The sequence below is a fragment of the Thauera carbonicopians genome, from assembly GCF_025699485.1.
In the GTDB taxonomy this organism is placed as follows: Bacteria; Pseudomonadota; Gammaproteobacteria; order Burkholderiales; family Rhodocyclaceae; genus Thauera.
The window spans coordinates 87,788-102,347 of sequence record NZ_JANUXN010000012.1 but is presented as its reverse complement, the minus strand read 5'-3'; the positions used below and the strand labels follow the sequence as shown (position 1 = coordinate 102,347).

Sequence of the window (14,560 nt, the reverse complement as noted above, 5' to 3'; positions counted from 1 at the left end):
CTAGACGGTTTGCGTCATTACAAGCACAAACCGAGCCAGATCAGTAAATTCATTAATTTTCAATTACTTGATAAATATGTTGCTTACATTGTGTAAAACAATGCGACTCAAATAAATCAAATAAGTCAAAAATCTCACAAACCGAGCTCCACGAGCAGAGGTTTCGCTTCGGCTGGCATTCCGGCAACACCCACGGCTTCCAGCGCTGCGCGCAGCTCCGTACGTGCCTCGTCCTGCCGTCCCTTGGACGCCAGCACACTGGCCAGGTGGTAACGGATCTCGGCATTTGACGGGTCGCGCAGCCGTGCCTCGCGCAGGGCGCCTATCGCCTCGTCGGTACGCCCCGCCTGCGCCAGCGCCCAGCCCAGCGTGTCGAGCACGAGCGGCGATGAAGCATTCAGCGCAACGGCGGCCTGGGCGATTTCGAGTGCTTTCGGGTCCTTCAGACCGAGCAGGGCATTGGCGAGGTTGTTCATCACCATGGCATCGCCCGCACCGGCGGCGACGAGCTTCTCGTATTCGCGCCTGGCCGCGGTCCAGTCCGACATGTGCATGTGCAGTTCCGCCAGCGCCTTCCGCGCCTCCACATCCCCCTCCCCGGTCTGTAGCCAGTCGCGAAGCATCGTGACGCCCGCTGCGGGATTACCCTGGGTCATCAGCACCTGTACGCGGCGCAGCAGCAGCGGCGTGGACGGCTGCATGTCGAAAGCCTGGCGATAGGCGTTCGCCGCCACAGCATGCTGGCCACCCGCCATGGCCAGGTCGCCGGCCAGACGCAAACCGTCGGGACTGCTGAGATGCCGGCTGCGCAATTCGGCGACCAGTTGCGAAGCGGCATCGGGGGTCCCTGCCACCAGCGCTGCCTCGGCTGCGAGAACCAGTGCAGCCCTATCTCCGGGCGTTCCCTGCAATGCTTTCTGCGCGGCATAGGCCGCATCTGTCGGATGACCGGTCGCAATCTGCAAGTAGCCGATGCGGACCAGCGCTGTGGTGTCGAATTCGGCGAATTTCACCATTTCACGCAGGGTGTGCTGGGCAGCCTTGGCATCGCCGGCGTCGATCTGGGCTTCCGCCAGCGCCCCCAGCACCGACAGGTCGCCGGAACGCCGGGCCGACAAGGCCTTGGCCGCTTCCAGTGCCCCCTGCCGATCACCTGCCCGACCTTTCGCCTGGATCAACGCGAGGCCGATGCGTACGTCGTCGGGGCGCTCGGCGGCAGCCTTCTCCAGCCAACGCAGCGCTTCCGCAGGCCGGCCGGCACGCTGCTCCAGCAATGCCGATTCGTACATCGCGGTGGTATCGCGCTTGTTCTTCTTCAGCAACTCGCCGTAGGCGAGGCGGGCATCATCGAAACGGCCTTCGGCGACGTCGAGTCTGGCCAGGTTCAGCCTGGCCGGAGTGAAGCCCGCATCACGCTTGAGCGCTTCGGCATAAGCAGCCCGTGCTCCGCTCAGATCACTACCAGCACCCTTGATCGCACCCAGCAGGTTCAGCGCAGCGGGATTTCCGGGAAGCGCGCTGTTCGCCCGCTGTGCGATATCCAGAGCCGTCTTCCCGTCTCCTTCACGCATCAAGGTGTTCGACAGGGTGATTGCCAGGCCGAGATCGCCCGGGCTCTTGTCGAACGCGGCCAGCAGGTCCCGGGTCGCCGCTGGAGAATCACCTTCCGCCAGGCGGCTGAAGCCGAGTGCGACCTGAGCACGCGACTCGCCGGCCCGGGCTGCCTTCTCCAGCAGTTCGGTCGCCTTGGCATAGCGTTTCTGCGCAAGATGAACACGCCCGAGCAGGTAGGTGGCCTGCGGATCATCCGGCTGCACGCGCAGCACCTGTTCGAGCAAGCCCATTGCGCGCGCATGGTCGCCCGTCTCGAAGTAGATCGAGGCCAGCAGTTTGCGCGCCCCAAGGTTGCGCGGATAGCGGGCAGTCAGCGCCTCCAGGTACTTTCGTGCCTTCTCGTACTGGCGTCCGGCATGGTGAGCAAGCCCACCGACCATCAGCAACTGCTCATGGCCCGACAGCCATTCGATGGGCAAGGCATCCACCAGACCTGCCGCTTCGGCAAAATAGCGCGCCGCGCCGCCACCCTCTCCTCGCCGGCTGGCCAGCAGCGCCAGCAGGTAGGAGGCACGCGGCTCGACCGGACCACCCATGGTCAGTTGCTCGAGATCGGCGCGTGCCTCGGCATCCCGGCCGAGATCGATCAGGATGCCGGCGCGTGCGATACGCGCGTCGACAAGACTCGGCTGCAGTTCGATGGCACGCTCGTAATCCTGCAGCGCGGCAGCGATGTCGCCTGCCGCATGCTCCACCGAGCCGCGCGCATTGTAGGCACCGGCATGGGTCGGCCCAAGCTGCACCGCTTCAACTGCGCGCTCGCGTGCGAGGTCCAGACGGCCTGAGGAGATCAGCATCGGCACTTCCGCCACCAGCGGCACTGGCGACGACAGATCGATGGCGCGGGCATCGGCGAAGCTGCGTTCGGCATCGCTACGCTTGTCCAAAGCTGCATAGGCAATCCCACGCTGGGTCAGAACTTCGAGCCGGATTCCCGCCGGCAGGCCGTCGGCAGGGACGGATTCGATCAGCTTGCCTGGCTTCCCCTGCAGCAGATAGATACGCGCCATCGGCACCGCCACTTCGGCGCGGCTCACGCCGAGCCGGAGCGCTTCGCGGAATTCGACCTCCGCCGGCCCCACATCGCCATCACTGAGATAAGCGCGCGCCAGCAGCAGATGCGCGGCAAGCATGTTGCGGTCCTGCTGCAGGGCGTTCTTGAGCTGGATGATGGCACCGGCGACATCCTGTGCCTCGAAGCGCTTCAGGCCGTCCTCGTAATAGCGGCTGGCCGCCGCCGGGTCGGCCAGCGCAGGCACGGACAGGAGCAGCGAGACGGCACCGGTGGCGAGCGTACGGGCCAGCAGTCGGGCAGAGCGTTTCATGAGCTAGGGTTCATCCGGTTTCAGGAGGGTGGAGCGAGTATATGGGGGACACCGAATCGGCTCCGTGGAATTCGTCATTGTCAACGCAAACGACATCGATGACATATTCACCGCGTGCTCGACGCCACACCGGTGCACGCGCCATCCCGTAGAATCGCGGGCAGGCCAGCGGGCTCCATCCCGCCGGCCCCCATATATTCAGGATCCGCCCACACCCGCAGCTCGAACATGCGCAGACCCCGCATCGCCCTCGTCGCCACCGGCGGCACCATCGCCGGCACCGCCGCCTCGCCGACCGACACCACCGGCTACACCGCCGGCCAGTTGGGCGCCGCAGCGCTGCTCGGCGCCGTGCCGCAGCTATCCGCGCTGGCCGAAGTGCATGCCGAGCAATTGTTCAACATCGACAGCAAGGACATGGGCCCGACCCACTGGCTACCGCTGCTGCGGCGCGTGCAGGCACTGGCCGACGACGGCGACATCGACGGCATCGTCGTCACCCACGGCACCGACACGCTGGAGGAAACCGCTTATTTCCTCCATGTCGCGCTCGCCACCGGCAAGCCGGTGGTGATGACCGCAGCGATGCGCCCGGCCACCGCGCTGTCGGCCGACGGTCCGCTGAACCTCTACCAGGCGGTACAGCTCGCCTGCCGTCCGGCAGCGGGCCGCGCCGGCGTACTCGCCGTGCTCGGCGACCGCATCCTGCCTGCGGCCCATCTCGCCAAGCGCCACCCGTCCGCGATCGACGCCTTCAGTTCGCCCGGCGCGCTGACCATCGACGCCGGCGACACCCAGCTGCAGGCCCTTCCGTCTCCTCGCCACCACCGCATCGACCTGCCCGACGGCGTGCAGGCGCTGCCGCCGGTCGAACTGCTGACGGTGAGCGCAGGCAGTTCCCCCGCACTGGCCTCGGCCGTGGTGCGCGCGCTGGCCCGCGCCAGCCAGGCGGCCGGGCGCGCCGGCCTGGTGCTGGCGCTGCCGGGCAACGCCAGCCTGCCCGCAAGCTGGGAAACGGTGCTCGCCGAAGACCTGCCAGCTGCGGTGCCGGTCGTGCTGGCCAGCCGCTGCGGCGCCGGCGCGACCGCACATCGCGCCGATCGGCCGGGCAACTGGCTGCAATGCCGCACGCTCGATCCGCTGAAGGCACGCGTCCGCCTGATCGCCGGCCTCGGCGCCGGGCTGCGCGGCGCCCGCCTGAAGCGCTGGTTCGAGCGCGTCTGAAACCCGCCGCTCAGAGACCCGGGTCGCTGCCGCCGCCGATCAGCGCGCTTTCGACGATGCGCCGCGTCAGGTGGGGCGCGAAGCCCTCGATGAAGGCAAAGACGTAAGTCCTGAGCCAGGCCCGCTTGCGCAGGCCGATGCGGGTCGTGCTGGACTCGAACAGGTGCGATGCATCCACCATGCCCAGCCGCCGGTCCTCCTCGGCGTCGTAGGCCATGCGCGCCAGGATGCCGATGCCCAGGTCCATTTCCACGTACTTCTTGATCACGTCGGAATCGATCGCCGACAGCACCACGTTGGGTTTCAGGCCGCGCCCGAGGAAGGCCTTGTTGATCAGGCTGCGGCCGGTAAAGGCGTCGTCGTAGGTGATGATCGGATAGCGGGCGATCGCCTCCAGCGTCAGCGGCGATTCGTGCAGGATGGGGTGGCGCGGCGTGGCGACCACGCAGCGGTTCCACTGGTAGCACGGCAGCATCACGAGGTCGTCGTAATCGGCGATGGCCTCGGTGGCGATGCCGATGTCGGCGGCGCCATCCAGCACCATTTCGCACACCTGGCGCGGGTTGCCCTGGTGCAGCGACAGCTTGACCTGCGGGTAGCGGCGCATGAAGTCGCGCACCACGGCCGGCAGCACGTAGCGCGCCTGGGTGTGGGTGGTGGCGATGCTCAGGCTGCCCACCGTCTCGTTGGCGAACTCGCTGCCGACCTGCTGCAGGTCGTCGAGGTCGCGCAGCACCCGTTCGGCAATCGCCAGCACCGCCCGCCCCGGCTCGGTGATCGCCACCAGGCGCTTGCCGTGGCGCTCGAAGATCTCGATGCCCAGTTCGGCCTCGAACTGCCGGATCTGCTTCGAGACACCCGGCTGGGAAGTAAACAATGCCTCGGCGGCTTCCGTGACGTTGAGCCCACGGCGCGCAACCTCATGGATATAGCGAAGCTGCTGTAGATTCATTGTCCATTCTGCTACATATAACTTTCAATTCTAAAAGTCTAACCGCAAACCGCTTTATATGGCTAAGCCAAACCTCTACGATCCGCGCACTTCACAGGATGCCCTTCATGGATTTTGCGTACACCCTTGCCGGATTCGCCGTGGGCGCCATCGTCGGCCTGACCGGCGTCGGCGGCGGCTCGCTGATGACGCCGCTGCTGGTGTTGATGTTCGGCATCCATCCGTCGGTCGCGGTCGGCACCGATCTGCTGTACGCCGCCATCACCAAGGCGGGGGGCACGCTCGCCCACGGCCTCAAGGGCACGGTGGACTGGAAGATCACCCGGCTGCTGGCCACCGGCAGCATCCCGGCCGCGGCGATCACGCTGATCCTGGTCGGCCGCTACGCGCCGGGTGGCATCGAAGGCGCCGCCAGCCTGATCAAGGTGGCGCTCGGTGTCGCCCTGGTGCTGACCGCCGTCGCCCTGATCTTCCGCAAGCGCATCCAGGCTTTCGCTCTCGCCCGCTTCGGCGGTGAGCCCGATCCTGCGCGCACCGCGCGCCTCACCATCGTGACCGGCGCAATCCTGGGCGTGCTGGTGTCGATCTCGTCGGTGGGCGCCGGCGCGCTCGGCGTCACCGCGCTGTTCTTCCTGTACCCGACGATGCCCGCGCTGCGCATCGTCGGCTCGGACATCGCCCACGCCGTACCGCTGACCGCCGTCGCCGGCATCGGCCACTGGATGCTGGGCAGCGTCGACTGGCTGCTGCTGGGCAGCCTGCTGGTCGGCTCGCTGCCCGGCATCTGGCTCGGCAGCCACATCTCGACCAAGGTGCCCGACCACTTCCTGCGCCCGATCCTGGCCACCATGCTGGTGCTGGTCGGCGCCAAGCTGATCGCCCACTGACACCACGGCGCAGGCATAGGTCCTGCGCCAACGAATCCCCGAACCCCAGAGAGACGAACCCCATGTACAGATACGACGAATACGACCAGCGCATCGTCGACGAGCGCGTCGCCCAGTTCGCCGATCAGACCCGGCGCTACTTCGCCGGCGAGCTGAGCGAGGACGAGTTCCGTCCGCTGCGGCTGCAGAACGGCATCTACATCCAGCGCCATGCGCCGATGCTGCGCATCGCCGTGCCCTACGGCAACCTGGATTCCAGGCAGCTGCGCATGCTGGGCCACATCGCCCGCCGCTACGACCACGGCTACGCCCATGTCACCACGCGCCACAACATCCAGTTCAACTGGCCCAAGCTGGAAGACGTGCCCGAGATCCTCGGCCTGCTCTCCAGCGTGCAGATGCACGCCATCCAGACTTCGGGCAACTGCATCCGCAACGTCACCTCCGACCCCTTCGCCGGCGTCGCCGCCGACGAGATCGCCGATCCGCGCCCGTGGTGCGAGATCCTGCGCCAGTGGAGCACCTTCCATCCGGAATTCGCCTTCCTGCCGCGCAAGTTCAAGATCGCGGTGAATGGCGCCAAGCAGGACCGCGCGCTGATCCAGGCGCACGACATCGGCCTGGACCTGGTGTACAACGAGGCCGGCGAGTTGGGCTTCCGCGTGCTGGTGGGCGGCGGCCTGGGCCGTACGCCGATCATCGGCGCGGAAGTCTCCGCCTTCGTGCCCTGGCAGCAGATCCTCAACTACTGCAGCGCCATCCTGCGCGTCTATAACCTGCACGGCCGCCGCGACAACGCCTACAAGGCGCGCATCAAGATCCTGGTGAAGGCCCTGGGCGTGGAAGAATTCGCCCGCCAGGTCGAGGCCGAGTTCGTCCATCTGAAGGACGGCCCGTCGACGCTGACGCAGGCCGAGATCGACCGTGTCGCCGGCCGCTTCGACGACCCGGTGCTGGAGCCGCTGCCGCAGGACGCCGGCTATCGCGCCCAGCTGGCGGAGAACAAGGCCTTCGCCGCCTGGGCACGGCGCAACGTGCGCGCCCACCAGGTGCAGGGCTACGCCAGCGTGGTGCTGTCGCTGAAGCCCTATGGCGTGGCGCCGGGCGACCTCACCGCCGAGCAGTTCGATGCCATCGCCGACCTCGCCGACCGCCATGCCTTCGGCGAAGTGCGCAACACCCACGAACAGAACGTGCTGCTCGCCAGCGTGCGCGAAGCCGACCTGTTCGAGGTCTGGCAGCAGGCGCGCGAGCTGGGCCTGGCAACGCCGAACGTCGGCCTGCTGACGGACATCATCTCCTGCCCCGGCGGCGACTTCTGTGCGCTGGCCAACGCCAAGTCGATCCCGATCGCCAACGCGATCCAGGACCGCTTCACCGACCTCGACTACCTGTACGACCTCGGCGAGCTCGAACTGAACATCTCCGGCTGCATGAACGCCTGTGGCCACCACCACGTCGGCCACATCGGCATTCTCGGCGTCGACAAGAACGGCCAGGAGTTCTACCAGGTGACGATCGGCGGCTCGCAGGGCAACCAGGCCTCGCTGGGCAAGGTGATCGGCCCGTCCTTCGCCGCCGCCGAAATGCCGGACGTGATCACTTCGCTGATCAACAACTACATCGACAACCGCCACGAAGACGAACGCTTCATCGACACCGTGCGCCGCATCGGCATCGACTCGTTCAAGACCCGCGTCTATGCCGAGCGCACTGCACGCATCGAAGCCCGGGAGACCGCCAATGTCTGACATCATCAAGAACGGCCTCATCCAGCCCGACGACTGGCAGGTGCTCCGCCTGGCCGAAGGCGAGGCCGCGGCCGACGTCGCGCTGCCCGCCGGCCGCATCATCGTGCCGCTGGCCGTGTGGCAGGCGCGCCGCGACGAACTGCTGCCGAAGGCCGAAGCCGGCGTGCTCGGCGTCTGGCTGGCGGGCGACGAAGACCCCTTCGCCCTCGAAGCCGACCTGCCGGCGCTGCAGCTGGTCGCGGTGGACTTCCCCAAGTTCGCCGACGGCCGCGGCTATTCGATCGCCACCCTGCTGCGCACCCGCCTGGGTTATGGCGGCGAGCTGCGCGCGATCGGCGACGTGCTGCGCGACCAGTTCTTCTTCATGCTGCGCTGCGGCTTCAGCGTGCTGCAGCCGAGCGAAGGCAAATACACCACCGCCCAGCTCGAAGCCGCGCTGACCAGCCTGAAGGCTTTCAGCAATCCCTACCAGGGCGCCGTCGACGTGCCCGAGCCGCTGTTCCGACGCCAGACGCGCACCCCGCTGCAGAAGGACGCCGCCTGATGAACGCCAGCGTCTCCCTGCTGCGTCCGCCCCCCGGCAACCCGGCGACCCGGCCCGAGCTGAGCGACGCCCTGCGCGCCACGGTCGGCGCCAAGGCCGCTGCCGCGCTCGCCCTGCTGCGCGAGTCGGTGGCGGAGTTCGGCACGGCCGGCGAGCTCACCTTCGCCAACAGCTTCGGCGCCGAGGACATGGTGCTGACCGACCTGATCCTGTCGAACGCGCTGCCGATCGAGGTCTTCTCGCTCGATACCGGCCGCCTGCCGGCGGAGACCTACACGCTGATGGGCGAAGTCGAGCAGCGCTACGGCACCAGGCTGAAAGTCTTCTTCCCCGACTCCTCGTCGGTGGAAAACTTCGTCCGCAGCCACGGCATCAATGCCTTCTACGACTCGATCGAGCTGCGCAAGGCCTGTTGCGGCGTGCGCAAGATGGAGCCCCTGCGCCGCGCCCTGGCCGGCAAGAAGGCCTGGATCACCGGCCTGCGCGCCGCCCAGTCGGTGACGCGCAGCGGCCTGCCCTTGCGCGAGTTCGACCAGGGCAACGGCCTGGAAAAACTCAACCCGCTGTCGGACTGGAGCGAGACCGAAGTGTGGGCCTACATCCGCATCAACGAGGTGCCCTACAACGCGCTGCACGACCAGTTCTACCCCAGCATCGGCTGTGCCCCCTGTACGCGCGCCATCGCCCTGGGCGAGGACGTCCGCGCCGGACGCTGGTGGTGGGAAGATCCCGAAACCAAGGAATGCGGCCTTCACGCCAAGAAGGGCTGAAGCCTGCTCCCGTACTCTCCCTCGCGCCCCCGAACACGCATTCGCAACGGTAATCACATCATGTCGACGCTGACCAAACAGACGCTTTCCCATCTCGACTGGCTCGAAGCCGAAGCCATCCACATCCTGCGCGAAGTCGCCGGCCAGTGCTCGAACCCGGTGCTGCTGTTCTCCGGCGGCAAGGATTCGATCTGCCTGCTGCGCCTGGCCGAGAAGGCCTTCCGCCCGGGCCGCTTCCCCTTCCCGCTGATGCACATCGACACCGGCCACAACTACAAGGAAGTGACCGACTTCCGCGACAAGCGCGCCGCCGAGCTGGGCGAGCGCCTGATCGTGCGCTCGGTGGAGGATTCGATGGCGCGCGGCACCGTGGTGCTGAAGCATGCCGACGAGTCGCGCAACAAGCACCAGTCGGTGACCCTGCTGGAAGCGATCGAGGAATTCGGTTTCGACGCCTGCATCGGCGGCGCCCGCCGCGACGAGGAGAAGGCGCGCGCCAAGGAGCGGATCATGAGCTTCCGCGACGAGTTCGGCCAATGGGACCCGAAGAACCAGCGCCCGGAGCTGTGGAACCTGTACAACGCCCGCAGCCACAAGGGCGAGAACATCCGCGCCTTCCCGATCAGCAACTGGACGGAGCTGGACGTGTGGCAGTACATCCAGCGCGAGCAGTTGGAGCTGCCGTCGATCTATTTCGCCCACGTCCGCCCGGTGGTGCGCAAGAACGGCCTGCTGCAGCCGGTGACCGAACTGACGCCGGCCAGGCCGGGCGACAAGGTCGAAGACGTCCAGGTGCGCTTCCGCACCGTCGGCGACATCACCTGCACGGCGCCGGTCGAGTCGGACGCCGACACGGTGGAGAAGATCCTGGCCGAGACGGCGACGACGACGATCACCGAGCGCGGCGCGACGCGAATGGACGACCAGACCTCCGAAGCCTCGATGGAGCAGCGCAAGAAGGAAGGGTATTTCTGAACGAGCAGCACCGCCCACTGCGCACTGCTACCGAATCTGAAGAAAGCTTGAAGGAATCATGACCATGTCCGCCCCCGAACAACTGCCCGAGATCGACAACGGCCTGCTGCGCTTCCTGACCTGCGGCAGCGTCGATGACGGCAAGAGCACCCTGATCGGCCGCCTGCTGTTCGACAGCAAGACCATCCTCGCCGACACCCTCAACGCCATCGAGAAGACCTCGGCCAAGCGCGGCATGAGCGCGGTCGACCTGTCGCTGCTCACCGACGGCCTGCAGGCCGAGCGCGAGCAGGGCATCACCATCGACGTCGCCTACCGCTATTTCTCCACCGGCCGGCGCAAGTACATCATCGCCGACGCCCCGGGCCACGAGCAGTACACCCGCAACATGGTCACCGCGGCCTCCACCGCCAACCTGGCCATCATCCTGGTCGATGCGCGCAAGGGCGTGCTGACCCAGACCCGCCGCCACTCCTACCTCGCCAGCCTGGTCGGCATCCCGCACCTGCTGGTCGCGGTCAACAAGATGGACTTGGTCGACTACGACCAGGCGGTGTTCGAGCGCATCAAGGCCGACTACCTCGCCTTCGCCGACAAGCTCGGCATCAAGGACGTGCGCTTCATCCCGATCTCGGCGCTGGCCGGCGACATGATCGTCGACCGCGGCGATCGCCTGTCCTGGTACGACGGCCCCACCCTGCTCGACATCCTCGAGAACGCCCCCGCCGCCCACACCGAGCAGGCCGAGGACTTCCGCTTCCCGGTGCAGTTCGTCTGCCGCCCGCAGGACTCGGCCAACCCCGAGCTGCACGACTACCGCGGCTTCATGGGTCGGGTGGAGTCGGGCGAGATCGCCGTCGGCGACGCCGTCACGGTGCTGCCTTCGGGCGCCACCAGCAAGGTCAGGCGGATCGAGATCGGCGGCGTGCCGCTGGAGCGCGCGATCCACGAACAGTCGGTGGCGCTGCTGCTGGAAGACGAGATCGACATCTCGCGCGGCGACCTCATCGTCAAGTCCGCCGAAGCGCCCGAGCCGGTCAAGCAGATCGACGCCACCGTCTGCTGGCTGGCCGAAGCGCCGCTGTCGCCGGCGCGCACCTATCTCGTGCGCCACACCACGCGTGAAGTGAAGGCCAAGCTCGCCAGGATCGACTACCGCCTGGACGTGAACACGCTGGAACACGAAGCCGCGACCGGCCTGGCGATGAACGACATCGCCCGCGTCACGCTCAAGCTCGCCCAGCCCATCGTCGCCGACCGCTATGCGGGCAACCGCGCCACCGGCGCCTTCATCATCATCGACGAGAGCACCAACAACACCGTCGGCGCCGGGATGATCGGATGAGCCGGGCCGCGCCAGGCCGAGCCGCGTAGCACTGCAGCGCTTGAGCCTTTGCCCCGATACACGGGGCCATCGATAATGTCGGTGGCCCCATGTCCTTTTTCAGATCTCCGCAACCGCCATGCCTGACCGTCCCGCCGCCGACACCGCCCGCACCCGCCTGGACAAATGGCTGTGGGCCGCCCGTTTCTTCAAGCATCGCACCGCGGCGACGGAAGCGGTGGATGGCGGCAAGGTCAAGCTCAACGGCCTCGCGGCCAAGCCTGCACGCGAGGTCAAGGCCGGCGACCGCATCGATATCACGATCGGCGAGGAAACACGTACCGTCGTCGTGCGGGCAATCGCCGACAAGCGCGGCTCCGCAGCGATCGCACAGACCTTGTACGAAGAAACACCGGAAAGCGCCGAACAGCGCGAAAAGGCGCGCGAGCTGCGCAAGCTCGCCGCCACGCCGGGCGCCGACCTGCACGGCCGTCCGACCAAGCGTGACCGCCGCCGGATCGACCGTTTCAGCTGGTTCTAGAGGCTCGAACCAGCCGGCCAGCCGGCTCGATCATGAATCCGGGCGGCCATGAATCATGCAACTGGACGAAGGCCTGGGTGCCTGCTCCATTCCACCCGGCTGCCCAAGGCCGAAACCAACCTAGGCCAACACCACCGGCACCGTGCGCCAGCCGCCGACCGGAGACACCGCCCGTTCGACGGCTTGCCGCGGATCGAGCACTATCGACGAGCTTGCGGTCAGCAGTTCCTGCAAGGCGATGCGCAGCTCCAGCGTTGCCAGCAAACGCCCGGGGCACACGTGCCTGCCGATGCCGTACACCAAGTTGCGGCTGGCGTTGCGCACCGGATCCAGGGCGTCCGGATCGCCGAAAACCGCTTCGTCGCGGTTTGCGGAGGTCCAGTTCAGCTTCACGCGCGCGCCTTGCGGCAGTTCCACGCCACCGATCGTCACGGGACAGGTCGTCACCCGGCGATTGGACACGAAGGGATCGTCGATCCGAAGGATCTCGTCGATGACGGCATCGGTCTCGGCCTCGGGAACGCCCGAGCGCAGGCGCTTCTGCAGCACGGGGTGGGTCGCCAGGTAATGGACCAGCACGCCGACGCACTGCGCGATGGAACCCAGGTCCCCGCCCGTCCAGTTCCGCAGCACCGACACGATCTCGGCGTCGGTCAAAGGCCGGCCGTTCACTTCGGTCCGCATCAGGCGGGTGGTGACATCCTCGACGCCGTCCTCGCGCCCGGTTCCGCGGCGCGGCGCCAGTACGCAGCGGATCAGGTCGTCGAAAGCCTCCGCCACCTTCCGCGTCCACGCCTTGTCGCCCGAACGCGTCGCGGCATGGTTCTCGGCAACCCAATCGACGAGGCGATCCTCGAGATCGGCCGGCCAGCCCAGCCATACACTTTGCGCCCGCACGGCAAAGCGCACGCCCACCTGCGACACCGCATCGATCGCAACACCCCTCGGCAGCGACGCCATCAGCTCGGCCGCCACCCGGCGGAATGCATCGTGGAAAGGGGCCAGCGCCTCTGCGGTGAGGAAGCCGTCGAGGGCCTGCCGGTATGCCGTGTGCTCGGCTCCATCCAGGCCGTTCGGGATCTGCAGATGGTTCGACACCGCGCTGGAGAAGCGCTCGTCGTCCAGCGCCGCCTCCACCACCAGCCCGTGCCTCAGCAACACCCACTCACCATGGACGTTGCGTACCACGCCGTGCCGGGGGCGCAAGGTATCGGTGAAGGCTCTCAAATCCCTGCCCGCAGCAGACAGGTCATCAGGCATGTGATCGCTCATCCTCATTCCCCCTTTGCCTCCGGCAGGCGGCGGCCGAGACCCGGACCGTCATGGTACTGCAAGCGCTGAGCGTACAGGCCCATGGAGCCAGCCAGCCCCTGCCCCGGTGCCGACCGGCGAATCTTCGCCTGCCCGCCGCTCAATCCGCGCCGCGTGCGCAATGCACGGCCAGCCACACGGTGGCCGGCGCGGTCGACTCCACCCGGTGCCGGCAGCCGGCGGGGAGTTCCACCCAGTCTCCCGGCAGCAATCCGATGCGCTGGCCGTCGGCAAAACCGAGTTCGGCCTCGCCCTGCAGCAGCACGACCCATTCGTCTTCGGCCTGGTCGTACCAGAAACCCGGCGGGCTGGCGTGGCCGTGCGACACGATGCGCTCGACCCGGCAGGCCGCGCCGGCGAACACGGTGTGGAAATCCTCGTCGGCCCCCGCCGCGGGCAGCGGCGCGTAAAGATTGCCCCGCCTGGGCCGAAGGGTGCTCACGTCAGTCCAGCACCAGGGCCAGCGCGATCGACAGGAACAGCACGGCGGCGACGTTGCCGATCAGCACCATCGAGGCCACCTTGTCCGGCTCCTGGCCGTAGCGCTCGGCGAACATGTAGTTGAGGACCGCTGGCGGCAGCGCGCCGAATACCAGCAGCAGCGCCTGCTCGCGCGGCGGCAGCTCGATCACCAGCATGATCGCCCACGCCAGCGCCATGCCGACGACCGGGCGCAGCACGGCGCCGAAAAGCCCGAAGCCGATCGAGTCGATGCGCGAACCCGCCAGGCGCACGCCGAGGCCGAACAGCATCAGCGGAATCGAGATTTCGCCCAGCATGCGGATCGCGGTCAGCAGCGGCGGCCAGACTTCGAACTGGGTCAGGCTGACGGCGATGCCCAGGAAGGTCGCCAGCACCGACGGCACTTTCCAGACCGTGAACACATTGACGCGATGGTCGAACAGCCAGGCGCCGAACGAGAAGTGGATCAGGTTCGAGACCATGAACAGCACCACCATCGGCGCCAGCGCGGCTTCGCCGAAGGCCAGCACGGCCAGCGGCAGGCCGAGGTTGCCGCAGTTGTTGAACATGATCGGCGGCACCAGGGTCTTCGGCTCGATGCCGGCCGCGCGCGCCACCGCCCAGGCGACGAGGCCGGAGCCGACCACCATCAGCGTGGTGGCAAGGATCAGCGGCAGGTAGGCGCTGACGTCGAAAGCCTTGTTGGCGAGCGCCGCGAACACCAGCGCCGGCACGAACACGTCCATGTTCAGCTTGTTGGCGTGCGACAGGTCGGGCTTGACGCGGCGACCGACGAAATAGCCCAGCGCGGTGATCGCGAAGAGCGGGAAGAGGATTTCGACGATTCGGATCAGCATGGGGAATTCGCAGAAAGGAAGCC

Annotated in this window: 13 protein-coding genes; 8 read left to right on the top strand and 5 right to left on the bottom strand. The window is 67.2% G+C overall.

Features of this window, described 5'->3' with window-relative positions; genetic code table 11:
- Positions 1-134: 134 nt before the first annotated feature.
- Positions 135-2,939, bottom strand: coding sequence for an XrtA/PEP-CTERM system TPR-repeat protein PrsT (gene prsT, locus NX068_RS14950; RefSeq protein ID WP_263462053.1), 2,805 nt, complete (start codon positions 2,937-2,939; stop codon positions 135-137).
- A 228-nt stretch (positions 2,940-3,167) separates the two neighbouring features.
- Here prsT and NX068_RS14945 point away from each other — a divergent pair, with 228 nt between their 5' ends.
- The gene (locus tag NX068_RS14945; protein WP_263462052.1) at positions 3,168-4,163 is read left to right on the top strand and encodes an asparaginase; all 996 of its coding nucleotides are present in this window, start codon (positions 3,168-3,170) and stop codon (positions 4,161-4,163) included.
- 10 nt (positions 4,164-4,173) lie between these two features.
- On the opposite strand, the gene NX068_RS14940 is transcribed toward NX068_RS14945, so the two are convergent.
- Positions 4,174-5,115 carry a CysB family HTH-type transcriptional regulator gene (locus tag NX068_RS14940; RefSeq protein WP_263462051.1) on the bottom strand — a complete coding sequence of 314 codons (942 nt, stop codon included), beginning with the start codon at positions 5,113-5,115 and terminating at the stop codon, positions 4,174-4,176.
- A 107-nt stretch (positions 5,116-5,222) separates the two neighbouring features.
- Between NX068_RS14940 and NX068_RS14935 the strand changes: the two genes are divergently transcribed.
- The 7 genes from NX068_RS14935 to NX068_RS14905 all read left to right on the top strand — a co-directional run bounded on the left by NX068_RS14935 (position 5,223) and on the right by NX068_RS14905 (position 11,907).
- On the top strand, positions 5,223-6,002 hold the full coding sequence (locus NX068_RS14935; RefSeq protein ID WP_263462050.1) for a sulfite exporter TauE/SafE family protein: 780 nt from the start codon (positions 5,223-5,225) through the stop codon (positions 6,000-6,002).
- A gap of 62 nt (positions 6,003-6,064) precedes the next feature.
- Positions 6,065-7,753: a nitrite/sulfite reductase gene (locus NX068_RS14930; RefSeq protein WP_263462049.1), complete on the top strand. Its 1,689-nt coding sequence runs from the start codon at positions 6,065-6,067 to the stop codon at positions 7,751-7,753.
- Positions 7,746-8,297: a DUF934 domain-containing protein gene (locus NX068_RS14925; protein ID WP_263462048.1), complete on the top strand. Its 552-nt coding sequence runs from the start codon at positions 7,746-7,748 to the stop codon at positions 8,295-8,297. The genes NX068_RS14930 and NX068_RS14925 overlap by 8 nt, the downstream gene beginning before the upstream one ends.
- Complete coding sequence (locus tag NX068_RS14920; RefSeq protein WP_263462047.1) at positions 8,297-9,067, top strand: phosphoadenylyl-sulfate reductase; 771 nt, start codon at positions 8,297-8,299, stop codon at positions 9,065-9,067. Before NX068_RS14925 ends, NX068_RS14920 begins: the two co-directional genes overlap by 1 nt.
- 60 nt (positions 9,068-9,127) lie before the next feature.
- Positions 9,128-10,042, top strand: a complete 915-nt coding sequence (cysD, locus tag NX068_RS14915) for a sulfate adenylyltransferase subunit CysD (RefSeq protein WP_263462046.1) — start codon at positions 9,128-9,130, stop codon at positions 10,040-10,042.
- Positions 10,043-10,106: 64 nt separating this feature from the next.
- The gene (gene cysN / locus NX068_RS14910) at positions 10,107-11,387 is read left to right on the top strand and encodes a sulfate adenylyltransferase subunit CysN (RefSeq protein ID WP_263462045.1); all 1,281 of its coding nucleotides are present in this window, start codon (positions 10,107-10,109) and stop codon (positions 11,385-11,387) included.
- A 118-nt stretch (positions 11,388-11,505) separates the two neighbouring features.
- On the top strand, positions 11,506-11,907 hold the full coding sequence (locus NX068_RS14905) for an RNA-binding S4 domain-containing protein (protein WP_263462044.1): 402 nt from the start codon (positions 11,506-11,508) through the stop codon (positions 11,905-11,907).
- Between the two features lie 120 nt (positions 11,908-12,027).
- Here the strand turns inward: NX068_RS14905 and NX068_RS14900 are convergent, their stop codons facing one another.
- The 3 genes from NX068_RS14900 to NX068_RS14890 all read right to left on the bottom strand — a co-directional run bounded on the left by NX068_RS14900 (position 12,028) and on the right by NX068_RS14890 (position 14,537).
- Complete coding sequence (locus tag NX068_RS14900) at positions 12,028-13,167, bottom strand: cytochrome P450 (RefSeq protein ID WP_263462043.1); 1,140 nt, start codon at positions 13,165-13,167, stop codon at positions 12,028-12,030.
- Positions 13,168-13,318: 151 nt separating this feature from the next.
- The gene (locus tag NX068_RS14895) at positions 13,319-13,660 is read right to left on the bottom strand and encodes a cupin domain-containing protein (protein ID WP_263462042.1); all 342 of its coding nucleotides are present in this window, start codon (positions 13,658-13,660) and stop codon (positions 13,319-13,321) included.
- A gap of 1 nt (position 13,661) precedes the next feature.
- On the bottom strand, positions 13,662-14,537 hold the full coding sequence (locus tag NX068_RS14890) for an AEC family transporter (RefSeq protein ID WP_263462041.1): 876 nt from the start codon (positions 14,535-14,537) through the stop codon (positions 13,662-13,664).
- Positions 14,538-14,560: the final 23 nt, after the last annotated feature.

Excerpts from the sequence above, each read along its gene's own strand:
- NX068_RS14930 (WP_263462049.1), top strand. The coding sequence starts at position 6,065 with ATGTACAGATACGACGAATACGACCAGCGCATCGTCGACGAGCGCGTC.
- NX068_RS14905 (WP_263462044.1), top strand. The coding sequence starts at position 11,506 with ATGCCTGACCGTCCCGCCGCCGACACCGCCCGCACCCGCCTGGACAAA.
- NX068_RS14945 (WP_263462052.1), top strand. The coding sequence starts at position 3,168 with ATGCGCAGACCCCGCATCGCCCTCGTCGCCACCGGCGGCACCATCGCC.
- NX068_RS14935 (WP_263462050.1), top strand. The coding sequence starts at position 5,223 with ATGGATTTTGCGTACACCCTTGCCGGATTCGCCGTGGGCGCCATCGTC.
- NX068_RS14920 (WP_263462047.1), top strand. The coding sequence starts at position 8,297 with ATGAACGCCAGCGTCTCCCTGCTGCGTCCGCCCCCCGGCAACCCGGCG.
- NX068_RS14940 (WP_263462051.1), bottom strand. The coding sequence starts at position 5,115 with ATGAATCTACAGCAGCTTCGCTATATCCATGAGGTTGCGCGCCGTGGG.
- cysN (WP_263462045.1), top strand. The coding sequence starts at position 10,107 with ATGTCCGCCCCCGAACAACTGCCCGAGATCGACAACGGCCTGCTGCGC.
- NX068_RS14900 (WP_263462043.1), bottom strand. The coding sequence starts at position 13,167 with ATGCCTGATGACCTGTCTGCTGCGGGCAGGGATTTGAGAGCCTTCACC.
- NX068_RS14925 (WP_263462048.1), top strand. The coding sequence starts at position 7,746 with ATGTCTGACATCATCAAGAACGGCCTCATCCAGCCCGACGACTGGCAG.
- cysD (WP_263462046.1), top strand. The coding sequence starts at position 9,128 with ATGTCGACGCTGACCAAACAGACGCTTTCCCATCTCGACTGGCTCGAA.
- prsT (WP_263462053.1), bottom strand. The coding sequence starts at position 2,939 with ATGAAACGCTCTGCCCGACTGCTGGCCCGTACGCTCGCCACCGGTGCC.
- NX068_RS14890 (WP_263462041.1), bottom strand. The coding sequence starts at position 14,537 with ATGCTGATCCGAATCGTCGAAATCCTCTTCCCGCTCTTCGCGATCACC.